The sequence below is a fragment of the Pontibacter harenae genome, assembly GCF_020907245.1.
Lineage (GTDB): Bacteria > Bacteroidota > Bacteroidia > Cytophagales > Hymenobacteraceae > Pontibacter > Pontibacter harenae.
In genome coordinates this window covers 19,307-31,275 of record NZ_JAJJWH010000048.1, presented here as the reverse complement: position 1 = coordinate 31,275, position 11,969 = coordinate 19,307, and the positions used below count along the sequence as shown (strand labels likewise).

Annotated in this window: 9 protein-coding genes; 4 read left to right on the top strand and 5 right to left on the bottom strand. The window is 45.2% G+C overall.

Annotated elements, in window-relative coordinates; all coding sequences use genetic code 11:
• The first annotated feature begins 474 nt into the window (after nucleotides 1–474).
• From LN893_RS17665 to LN893_RS17650, 4 genes are all read left to right on the top strand, one after another.
• Complete coding sequence (locus tag LN893_RS17665) at nucleotides 475–720, top strand: FeoA family protein (protein WP_229972415.1); 246 nt, start codon at nucleotides 475–477, stop codon at nucleotides 718–720.
• A gap of 9 nt (nucleotides 721–729) precedes the next feature.
• Entirely contained in the window at nucleotides 730–2,883 is a 2,154-nt protein-coding gene (gene feoB, locus LN893_RS17660) for a ferrous iron transport protein B (protein WP_229972413.1), read from the top strand.
• Between the two features lie 922 nt (nucleotides 2,884–3,805).
• Entirely contained in the window at nucleotides 3,806–7,030 is a 3,225-nt protein-coding gene (locus LN893_RS17655; RefSeq protein WP_229972412.1) for a SusC/RagA family TonB-linked outer membrane protein, read from the top strand.
• 9 nt (nucleotides 7,031–7,039) lie between these two features.
• Nucleotides 7,040–8,476, top strand: coding sequence for a SusD/RagB family nutrient-binding outer membrane lipoprotein (locus LN893_RS17650; RefSeq protein WP_229972410.1), 1,437 nt, complete (start codon nucleotides 7,040–7,042; stop codon nucleotides 8,474–8,476).
• A gap of 150 nt (nucleotides 8,477–8,626) precedes the next feature.
• Here the strand turns inward: LN893_RS17650 and LN893_RS17645 are convergent, their stop codons facing one another.
• The 5 genes from LN893_RS17645 to selD all read right to left on the bottom strand — a co-directional run bounded on the left by LN893_RS17645 (nucleotide 8,627) and on the right by selD (nucleotide 11,967).
• The gene (locus tag LN893_RS17645) at nucleotides 8,627–9,343 is read right to left on the bottom strand and encodes an SAM-dependent methyltransferase (protein WP_229972408.1); all 717 of its coding nucleotides are present in this window, start codon (nucleotides 9,341–9,343) and stop codon (nucleotides 8,627–8,629) included.
• Between the two features lie 148 nt (nucleotides 9,344–9,491).
• Nucleotides 9,492–10,262 (bottom strand): alpha/beta fold hydrolase, encoded by a 771-nt coding sequence (locus LN893_RS17640; protein WP_229972406.1) that lies wholly within the window; start codon nucleotides 10,260–10,262, stop codon nucleotides 9,492–9,494.
• 9 nt (nucleotides 10,263–10,271) lie between these two features.
• Nucleotides 10,272–10,505, bottom strand: coding sequence for a hypothetical protein (locus LN893_RS17635; RefSeq protein WP_229972404.1), 234 nt, complete (start codon nucleotides 10,503–10,505; stop codon nucleotides 10,272–10,274).
• A 141-nt stretch (nucleotides 10,506–10,646) separates the two neighbouring features.
• Nucleotides 10,647–10,910 carry a hypothetical protein gene (locus LN893_RS17630; RefSeq protein ID WP_229972402.1) on the bottom strand — a complete coding sequence of 88 codons (264 nt, stop codon included), beginning with the start codon at nucleotides 10,908–10,910 and terminating at the stop codon, nucleotides 10,647–10,649.
• Nucleotides 10,911–10,914: 4 nt separating this feature from the next.
• Entirely contained in the window at nucleotides 10,915–11,967 is a 1,053-nt protein-coding gene (gene selD, locus LN893_RS17625; RefSeq protein WP_229972400.1) for a selenide, water dikinase SelD, read from the bottom strand.
• Nucleotides 11,968–11,969 lie beyond the last annotated feature (2 nt).

The window sequence follows — 11,969 nt, the reverse complement described above, 5'->3', positions numbered from 1 at the left end:
CTACGAAAGTTATGAAACAAGATAAGGCTGCAAGCTCGCACTAGCGGCGATCTCCAGACCCCATTCAACCATGTGCAGTAACACGTGGATTAGGAAATCGCTAGTGGTTAAAATTTCAGATTGGTAAATCCGAAGCAGCGAAAGAATGTGAAGGTGCTTATCTTGATCCTTTCATCGCCAGACTAACCATACCGCCAGTTTGAGCGAAGCGGTAACTGGTGGTTGAACATGGCAGTAAGTCTGTGACTTGCGTGGCAGGAAGAAAATAAACGCAAGTTACAAACTTGCCTCATTTACAGCTACAAGTTACGCTGCCGCTAAACTTGCGGCATTATTCCCGCTAAAATCATTTTATCTCCAAATCTTCACATCTCCAAACCATCCCCCAAGCTTCTAATGTGTAAAACTTTTGCTTTAAAGTTGAACACCTTGTAAATTGCAGTTGTTTATAAACAGTCTAAATAAAGGGAACAGGTGCAAAAAGCGACAGAGCAGAAGACACAGAAGAGTGTCCGAGATTTAAAGATCGGAGAGAGTGGCGTTATTTGTTGCCTCCAGGACCCTGAAATGGGACTAAAGCTACTGGAAATGGGTTGCATTCCTGGTACGTCTGTTAAACTGAACAGCCGTGCACCGCTTGGCGATCCCATTACCATCATCGTGAACGATTACACTCTTTCGTTACGATTAGACGAAGCTGAAACCATACTGTTGAAGTAAGCCTTATTCATGACTGTAACTACCCAACCCGCTCCTATACAAACAGAAAAACCAGCAAGACAAGAATCCTTGGCGAAGATTGCCTTGGTAGGGAATCCGAATTCTGGCAAAACGTCGCTTTTTAACCAGCTTACTGGCCTGAACCAGAAAGTAGGTAATTTCCCAGGCGTTACAGTAGACAAGAAAACAGGTATAAGCCAGATTAGCTCTGCTTTAAAGGCGCAAATCATAGACTTGCCTGGTACTTATAGCCTTTACCCTAAGTCGCTGGACGAGCGTGTCATTATTGACTTGCTCTACGATCCAGCCTCTAAATATTTCCCCGACCTCGTTATAGTCACAGCCGATGCTTCTAACCTGAAGCGGAACTTGTTGTTGTTTACCCAGCTGGCAGATTTGCATATACCTGCAGTACTGGCCCTGAACATGGTAGACGTAGCCGAGGCAGAAGGAACCAAAATAGATGTTAAGGCGCTGCAGCAAGAACTGGGTATACCTGTTATCCCGATGAATGCCCGAAAAGGTATTGGTATGGCAGCCCTAAAAATTGTGATATCGCAGCAGCTAAAAGCTACTGCAGGTACCTTTTATAAAGTTCCTGCCGAACTAGTACCTCTTGTGCAAACCATTAAAGAGCGTTTCCAACTAGAGAACGACTACCTGGCGCTGCATTACGCCCATCAGTATAAAAACCTAAAGTTTTTATCTGGTGAGGATATAGCCTGGATGGCTAATCTGCTGGAACAACATGCTTTTGAGTCGGTAAAGTTACAGGCTTCTGAAACTATAGACCGCTATACCCGCATCAACGAGATGCTGCTGGATGTGGTGCGCGTGGAGAAGGTGGACAAAGACGAGAAGTTCAGCAACCGCCTGGACCAGGTGCTGACGCACAAGATCTTTGGTTACCTGATTTTCTTTACAATCCTGTTTCTCATATTCCAGGCCATTTTCGCCTGGGCTAGCTACCCCATGGATTTAATTGACCAGGGAATAGCAGGCTTAAATGAGTTGATCCAGACGAACTTCAGCGGCCCGCTGGTGAACCTGCTGACCGAAGGCGTGATTGCTGGTTTGGGTGGTGTGCTGGTGTTTGTGCCGCAGATTGCCATACTATTTGCCTTTATCGCCATTCTGGAGGAGACGGGTTATATGGCGCGTGTTACTTTTATGATGGACAAGATCATGCGCAAGTTCGGGTTGAACGGTAAAAGCGTGGTGCCGCTTATTTCGGGTGTGGCCTGTGCGGTGCCTGCGGTTATGTCAGCACGTACCATCGAGAATTGGAAAGACCGCATGATTACCATTTTTGTGACACCGCTGATGAGCTGCTCGGCCCGTATACCAGTGTATGCCGTGTTAATTGCGCTGGTGGTGCCCGAAAAGTATTATTTCGGATTCATAAATCTACAGGGCCTGGTGCTGATGGCGCTTTACCTGATCGGTTTTCTGGCAGCCATTTTCTCAGCGCTTTTACTTAAAACAATATTGAAGGCACGAGAGCGCAGTTACTTTATCATGGAGTTTCCTGTGTATAAAATGCCGCGCTGGAAAAATGTAGCTCTTACCATCTTTGAGAAGTCGAAAACGTTTATATTGGAGGCTGGTAAAGTAATTGTAGCGGTATCTATTATACTTTGGGTGCTAGCCTCTTACGGCCCAGGCAACAGCTTTGAAAGAGCTGAAGAGCGTGTGCAACAACAGGCACAGGAAAATAATTGGACAGAAGAGCAGGTAGAAAACCGTATTGCCTCCGCTCAGTTAGAAGTGTCTTATGCTGGCCAGGTGGGGCATTTTATAGAGCCAGCCATCAGGCCGTTGGGTTATGACTGGAAAATAGGAATAGCCCTGCTTACTTCATTTGCTGCCCGCGAGGTTTTTGTGGGTACTATTTCAACCATCTATAGTATAGGTGAAGAAGAAAATGTTACCACGATCAGAGAAAAGCTGATGTCGGAGAAAGATGCCAACGGTGATCCTTTCTTCACGCCTGCCCGAGGATTCTCTCTAATGATCTTTTACCTCTTTGCCATGCAATGTGTGAGTACATTAGCCATTGTACGCCGCGAAACCAAAAGCTGGACCTGGCCTACTGCACAGTTGCTTTACATGAGTGGCCTGGCTTATGTAATGGCCTTTATCACGTATCACATCTTTAGTTAAACAATAGTTTTTAAAGGAGTCTCTTGCTATTATAGTGCAAGAAATAGGTACTGTAGCCAAATAAACTTAGAAATAAGTGACCTTGGCTACAGTATTTTTTTTGATTAGAAGTGTACAATAAATAGCCACAGTTGTAGCCTCATTTTCCTCTCATTCTTATATAACCCAACTTCTGGAGAAGAGATAATATGCAGTATTTGCTTAAAAAAAGCCAACTAAGGCAACAATAGTAAGCTTATGTAACGTATAATGGTTGCTGATAACGGATGCTGCTGTAGATACCGGCTGAATATCCAATACCATTATGTTTCGTGAAGTATAGCGCTATAGCAGTAGTGTTCAAGTTTTAACCTATCTCTTTTTGGTTATAAAATTGGGTTAACAGTTTTATTTTGATGATTACACAATTGTTTTATCTGTCACTCTAAAAATTCGATAACTGTATGAGCAAAATTTACATCACTTCTTAATTTACTAATTCCCATTACTGTTTAAATACTACCTCCTCGTATTATCTACAGCTGCAACCTTTCACCCTTGTATTTGCAGCAGCACTATAGCGGTGCATTCTTGTTCTAAACCTTATTTTCTTAACTGTGTGGCCATACACATAAGTTGAGAAATGGCTGTTAGCAAAGCCCACATGCTTTATCATTTGCGGTAGGAGTACAGCAAAACACAGTGTGCCCAGGCAGTAGAGCCTGTAACTTGTGTAAGCTTATAAGCCGTCAACTTTAGCCATGCTGCTGCTGCGCAATGATAACATTTACCATCTTTTTACTCCACGGCACCTTTCAATTATGGATGGGTTGAAAAGGTTTTTAAAGTATACGAAGGACAAGCTGCGATTAACTTTCTGTGTACACTAGCTGGCTGAAGGCCGCTATCTGATAATTATACACTGACCCTAAACAAACACGAAATGAGAAAAATTTTATTGATGAGTTTTTTAATGGTACTTGTTCTGCTACAGGAGGCGATGGCCCAAAGTAGAACTATAACAGGTACTGTTACTGACCAGGCTACAGGTACTGGCCTGCCTGGAGTATCGGTAATTTTAGAAGGCACTACTACGGGTACTGCAACAGGCGTCGATGGCGGCTATTCCATAAACGTTCCTGCTGAAGGAGGTACTTTGTTATTCCGCTACATAGGCTATAATGATGTTAGACGCACGATAGGTGCCGAAAATACAATCAACGTAACCTTGTCGACTAATACTGAGCAGCTGCAGGAAGTGGTGGTAACGGCATTGGGTATAGAGCGAAACAGAAACGAACTGGCTTACTCTGCTCAGGAAGTTAGCGGAGACCAGGTGACTCGAACAAGAAGTACCGACGTTGTAAATACCCTTTCGGGTAAGGTGGCTGGCCTGGACATCAGGAGCAACAATACTTTGGGTGGTTCTACAAACGTCATTATCAGAGGTTATTCCTCAATTACAGGAAACAACCAGCCTCTGTTTGTAATAGACGGTGTGCCAGTAAGTAACGCTAATACCAACACAGCTACGCAGCAGGCAGGCGGAACAGGTATAGACTTTGGTAATGCCGCAGGAGACTTGAACCCTGATAACATAGAATCGGTGAACGTGTTGAAAGGTGCCGCCGCAACAGCCTTGTACGGTTCTCGTGCTGCTAACGGTGTTATCATGATTACTACCAAAAGAGGTCAGAAGAATTCTTTGAATGTGACTGTTAACAGCGGAGTTACCTGGAGTAACATTGATAAAAGCACTTTTATAAGATACCAGAAGGATTACGGTGCGGGATATTTCTCTGATTTCTATCAAGCTGATTTAGGCAGTGGGCCAGGCCAGGTAGTCATGTTCCAGCACGATGCTTCGTATGGTCCTGCGTTTAACCCAAACCAGTTGGTTTATCATTGGGATGCGCTTGATCCTTTCTCTCCAAACTACGGGCAGATGCGACCATGGGTAGCTGCTGAAAACGACCCAAGTACTTTTTATGAAACAGGTGTCAACTCAAACCAGAGTGTGGTCATAAGCGGTGGAGGAGACAAAACAACCTTTAACCTGGGCTACACCCGTAACGATATAAAAGGTAACCTGCCTAATAGTACACTCGATAAAGACCTGCTTAGCTTTTCAGCTACTTATGATCCTACTCCAAAACTATCCATAAGAGGTTCGGTAAACTATACCCGTATAGTGGGTGTAGGTAGGTACGGTACAGGCTACAGCGGCCTAAACCCTAACCAGGCGTTCAGGCAGTGGTGGCAGACTAACGTAGACATAAGGGAACAGGAAGAGGCTTATTGGAGAAATGAGCAGAACATTACCTGGAACTGGGCAAACCTGCAAGGTACTGGCCCTATCTACTCTGATAACCCTTACTGGACCAGATTCCAGAACTACTCAAACGACAGTCGGGATAACATATACGGTATGAGTAGTGTTAACTATAAGTTTACCGATTGGTTTAGCGTAATGGGTAGGGTTGCTTTCAACACCACTTACGATTTTCAGCAAGAACGTGTAGCTATAGGTAGTGCAGATGTGAGTCGGTACACCAGGTTCAACAGAGACTTCAACGAAACGAACTTCGACCTTTTGCTGAACTTCAACAAGGATATCTCAGAAAACATCAGCTTCAACGGTTTGATAGGAAGTAACCTGCGCAGAAGCCGTTTGAGTTCCATCAGGGCTAGTACTAACGGAGGCCTTGTGGTACCTGGGCTGTATTCGCTTTCCAATACACGAAATGCTGTGCAGCCGCCAGCAGAGTACTCTGACCGCATTGGGGTAGACGGTATATTTATTAATGCAAACTTTGGCTATAAAGATCTAGCATTCCTGGAACTTACTGGCCGCCGCGACCAATCTACCACGTTGCCTCATGGTAACAACTCCTACTATTACCCTTCTGTGGCTGCTAACTTTGTCTTCTCTAATGCACTCGATCTGCCATGGCTGTCGCACGGAAAAGTTAGAGCCAACTATGCAGAAGTAGGTAACGATGCGCCAGCACTAAGCCTTTATAATGTGTATGACACTCAAACAGGATTTGGCTCAATTCCGATTTTCTCGCTTCCGAGCACAAGAAATAATCCGAACCTTTTGCCAGAAAGACAGAAGAGCATTGAAGTAGGTGTAGAAGCAGACTTTTTCAGCAGCCTCTTTGGGTTTGACTTTACCTGGTACAAATCGAATACTATTAACCAGATTCTGCCTGTAAGTACTTCGGCTGCTACAGGCTACACCAGAAGGTTTGTAAACGCTGGCGAAGTAGAAAATAAAGGTATAGAGATTTCTGCTTTCGTGACACCAATACAAACGAATGACTTTACCTGGAACATCAATTTAAACTTTGCCCGTAACAGAAACGAAGTGGTAAGTTTGTATGGTGTGGGCGAAAACGAGGTGAGAAATATACCGTTAGCCTCTTTCCAAGGTGGTGTCTCAACTAACGCTGCTGTAGGCGAGCCTTACGGAGTGATAAGAGGCTACGATTTTGTATACACCAATGGGCAGCGCATTGTAAACTCAGATGGCTATTATATGGTTGGCAACAGAGCAGATGCCATTATCGGTAATCCTAACCCAGACTGGATGGGTGGCTTTAACAACACACTAACCTATAAAGGTGTATCGCTTGCCTTCTTAATTGATGTGCGCAAAGGCGGCGATGTATTCTCGCTGGACCAATGGTATGGCGAGGCAACAGGTTTGTATCCGCATACAGCTGGCCTGAACGCCAGAGGTGTTCCATCGAGGCTTCCAGTTTCTGAAGGTGGTGGTGTGCTACTGCCAGGCGTTAAAGAAGATGGTACTCCGAACGATATCTATGCAGAAAACCAAAACGGTGACGGCTTAACGCCTTATGGTTATGCAGCCAATAATTACGAGGGCGCACCACGTGCCTGGTATGTGTACGATGGCAGCTTCGTGAAACTGAGAGAACTAGTGCTTACCTATTCTCTTCCACAGTCAGTGCTGGAGAGTCTTGGTTTTATCAAGAGCGTGGATTTGCAGCTGATCGGACGCAACCTGTGGATTATCCATAAGAACATGGAATACTCTGACCCAGAAGAAGGCTTAAGTGCAGGTAACGCTGGCAGAGGCTACCAAAGTGGTGCTTATCCTGCTGTAAGGAACTATGGATTTAATGTTAGATTCAACTTTTAAGACTATAAAATGAAAAGACTTTTAATATACCTATTGCCGCTGGTGCTCATGGTGTCATGCGTTGATGACCTGGAAGATTACAACATAGACCGCACCAGAGCAACCCAAGTTCCGTCTGCCACTTTATTTACAGGGGCAGTTAAGAACCTGACAGACGTACTGACAACGCCTAACGTGAACATAAACAACTACAGGTTTTATGTGCAGTACTGGACCTCAACCCAGTACTTAGACGAGCCAAGGTACAACATGACATCGCGCCTTATTCCGCAGAATATTTGGCAAACGCTATACCGCGATGTGTTGGCAGACCTGAACGAAGCGGAAGCTCTGGTGCAGGCAGACGATGTAACGCCTGATGCAGTAAAAAGCAACCAGATGGCCCAGATAGAGATAATGCAGGTGTATGCCTGGTCTGTGCTGGTAAACACTTTTGGAGATGTTCCTTACTCACAGGCGCTTGACCCTGATATTGCACTGCCAGCGTATGACGATGCCCAAACTGTTTATAACAGTATTTTGGATAGTTTGGACGTGGCGATACAAATGATAAACACAAGTGAAGAGGGTTTTAGCGATGGCGACCTGCTATACGAGGGACAAATGACTGACTGGTATAAGTTTGGAAACTCGCTTAAGTTGAGATTAGCAATGGTTATTGCTGATGTTGATCCAGAGCAGGCAGAGACGTTAGTAGAGGAGGCTGCACCAAATGTGTTTACAAGCAACGAGGATAATGCAGCTTTTCCTTATTTAAGCGCTCCACCAAACAACAATCCTATTTCTGCAAACCTGAACCCCTTGTTTACATCAAGGCAGGATTATGTGGCTGCGAATACATTGGTTGATGTTATGAATGAGCTGGATGATCCTAGAAGACAGTTTTACTTTACGCAGGTAAATGGGGAGTACATCGGCGGGGAATACGGTTTCCCGAACACGTATGCGAACTTCTCAACAGTAAACCCAACTATAACAGACCCTACTTTTGAGGCTTTGCTGTTAGATTATGCCGAAGTTGAATTTTTATTGGCAGAGGCTGTAGAAAGAGGTTTTGACGTGGCTGGTACCGCCGAACAGCATTACAACAATGGGGTTAGAGCCTCTATTTTATATTGGGGCGGCACAGAAGCAGAAGCGACAGCATACTTATCTCAACCTGAGGTAAACTACAATACAGCTGCTGATGACTGGCGAGAAAAGATTGGACTGCAGAAGTGGCTTGCCTTGTATAACCGTGGGTTTACAGCCTGGGTGGAGTGGAGAAGGCTGGATGCACCAGAACTGTTGCCTCCAAATGTTGAAGGCGCTGGTACTCTAAGCGTACCAACAAGACTGATTTATCCGATAAATGAGCAAACGCTAAACGGTGCTAACCGTGCTGCAGCGGCTGCAGCCATAGGCGGTGATGAGCGAACTACACGTCTGTTCTGGGATGTCAGATAAGAAATTATATGTTTGAGAAATAAAATAGAAAACTAGACAATAGTCTTTTTTACTGAAAAGGCCCTCGGTTACCGAGGGCCTTTTCTATTTCAGATACTTGTGTGTGGCTGTAACTATAAAGTTATATCTAGAAGGATAAGTTTGTAAGTATTAGCTATAGATTAAAAACACAGCAGGTTGCTTGTGTATATTTGGTAAGCCTTTCTTCCAGTCCGCAATAGTTTTTGTTTGAATAAGCTCGTGCTCAGGGGAAGTAATATTGGCGGCAATGCAGAGGCGGGTACTGCCGCTTAGGGTTTGCACCAGGTCCTCCAACAGCTTGTTGTTGCGGTAAGGCGTCTCCATAAAGATCTGTGTCTGGTCGCGCTGCTGCATTTCCTTTTCCAGGTTTCGCAGCGCCTGCAGTCTTTGTGCTCGTTCTATTGGGATATAACCGTAAAAAGCAAAGTTCTGACCATTAAAGCCGCTGCCCATCAAGCTTAAAAGTATAGCCGATGGTCCTGCAAAAGGCACTACTTTTACACTTCTCTGATGCGCAAATTTAACTACTTCCGCACCAGGGTCGGCTACACCTGGGCAGCCTGCTTCAGATATGATGCCTGCATCTTTGCCCTGTTCCAGCAGTGGCTTCAGCGATGCCTGTACCTGTGCGGGCGTGGAATCCTTATCTATCTGCACAAACGTAAGCTGCTCGATTACCAACTCAGGGCAAATGCTTTTCACATAGCGGCGAGCTGTGCGCAGGTTCTCTACTATAAAATAAGTCAGGTTGCGAATAGTGTCTTTTACCTGCGGAGAAATCACCTGGTCGGCCGTGCCTTCGGCTAGTACGGTCGGAATTAAGTATAAAGTGCCAATTTGCTTCATAGGGCAAAGGTACAGTTTTAATTGCTGGTTGTCGGAATCAGGATTTACAGGATTCGTTAAGTGGGTTTAGCTTGTTTAGAAAGGTAAAGCAGAAGAACTTATAAGAGTGTCATCCTGCTAATCTTTTAATCCTGTAAATCCTGATAAGTTAATCAACATCAAGAAAATTAGTTACCAGATCATACATCTGGTCAGGGGCTTCGGCGTGTACCCAGTGGCCTGCATCGGGTATGGTTTCTACTGCTACAAGTGTAAATAAATGTTCTATAGAACCATAAATATCTTCTGGCTTGATGTACCTAGACCTACCTCCCTTGATAAATAGGGTGCTTTTCTTGAATGGGACATCAGCTGTGATACCTGCAGCCACCTGGTCATAGTTCTTGTCGAGTGCATCCAGGTTCATGCGCCAGCCAAACATATTATCCTCTTTACGGTAGAGGTTCTTCATCAGGAAAAGGCGCACGTCTGGTTGCGGTATATGCTTTGCCAGTTGCTCATCTATTTCGCTACGGCTGGTGGCGCTGCTTAAATCTACCGATTTTAAAGCTTCAATAATCTCGTCGTGGTGCGGCGGATAGGCTTTGGGCGCGATGTCCACCACAATTAATTTGGTGAGGCGGGTAGGGTATTTCAGCGCAAACTTCATGGCTACTTTCCCGCCCATAGAGTGGCCCATAATGGCAGGAGTCGGAATCTTCAGGTCCTCGATCAGCTCCAGTATATCATCGGCCATTACATCGTAATTATGCTCGTCGCTGTGTGGCGAACGGCCGTGGTTACGCAGGTCCACCAAAAAAATATTATATTTTTCTGCCAGGCGTTTCGCTAGTGTTTGCCAGTTATCTAACGTGCCGAACAAACCGTGCAAAATCAGCAGCGGCTGCCCGTGGCCCATTTCTTTGTAGTGTAGTTTCATGTTGTAATTTTATTTTCTAAAATCAATGTTGAACTCCTGTTCAAGTAGATTTACAATGTTGCTATAGTTATTTAGTTCTTCAACGTCAGGAAAACGTTCCTGATAGGTCCAAGGAGAATGGAACGAAAAGGAATGTGTTTGATTATCCTGCTTCATCATTACATCATAACCTGAACCATCTGTAACGATAAATCTATGGGATATGATATATCCGTTTGGTGTCGATACCGTTTCCTTCTTCAACTTATCTTTTATTTCAGACTGAGAAGGTAACGTTTGAATATGCTGAGCAAGTAGCTGATGCCAAACCTCCTCCCAATCAGAGGAAGGAGCAAGTCTGCTTTTCTTAAACCTTTTTACCTTTTCTGTATCATTAAGTTTAACTCAGTAAGTATAGAGCTTGCCTGACCATTTATCGCCAGCTTTTTGCAGGTGAAGAACTTTACCTTGATTGGTGATAGACCTACCTAAAAATATGAGAAGTTCTTTTTCAGCAGCAGAAGAACTAAGAGGTGTAAGCTTTAGCTGTTTTAGGAGATTAGCTTGTGCTAAACTGTCTGGATCAGAAGCCATTCCCTGTTTAACACAAAGGGAAAAGAACAACAGCAGTAGCAATTTAAATCTCATCTTCACATCTTCAATTCTCAAATTTTTAAACTACCCGTATTAGCTTCTCGCCAGCCTGTTGCTCCCGCAGCACCCCAAACGGCTCCAACTGCAGCTTATACTTTGCAAAGACCTCCAGCACTTCTTCACGACCAGCTGGGTCTACGGCTATCAGCAGCCCGCCGCTGGTTTGCGGGTCGCAGAGCAGGTGCTTTTGGTCTGGCGTGAGGTTAGCTATTTTATGGCCATAGCTGTCGAAGTTGCGGTGGGTGCCGCCAGGAATGGCTTTTTGGGCCATGTAGTATAATGCCTCTGCTATAACGGGCACTTTGTCGAAGTTTATTTCTGCAGACAGATTGCTTCCTTCGCACATTTCGGAAAGGTGCCCGAGCAAACCAAAACCTGTTACGTCCGTCATGGCTTTTACCTGTGGTAGTTGTCCCAGTTCAGTACCTATTTTGTTTAGTTGCATCATTTGCTGCGGCGCTATCTGCTCATGCTCCGTTTGCAATAGGCCTTTCTTCTGAGCAGTTGATAAGATACCTACACCGAGCGGCTTGGTCAGGTATAGTTCGCAGCCAGCGGTGGCGGTGTCGTTTTGCTTCAGGTTAGGGATGTCGAGCAGGCCTGTTACAGCCAGGCCAAAGATCGGCTCAGGGCTGTCGATGCTGTGGCCGCCTGCCAGCGGAATGCCTGCTTCGTGGCAGATGCTGCGACTGCCCTCCATCACGCGCTGCGCTACTTCGGGAGCCAATTTGTCGATGGGCCAGCCTAATATCGCAATTGCCATCGTAGGAGTACCGCCCATGGCATACACATCCGAAATAGCGTTGGCAGAGGCAATGCGCCCGAAATCGTAGGCATCATCCACAATCGGCATAAAAAAATCGGTGGTGCTGATGACGGCGCGGCCATTGCCGATATCGTACACAGCGGCATCATCGAGGGAGCTGTTGCCTACCAGCAGGTTCTTTTCCGCAGGATATTTTATATCAGAATGAAGTATAGAATCGAGTACTTTAGGCGATATTTTGCAGCCGCAGCCAGCGCCGTGGCTGTACTGCGTTAGTTTTATGTCTTTTATAGTTTCGTCTTTCATGG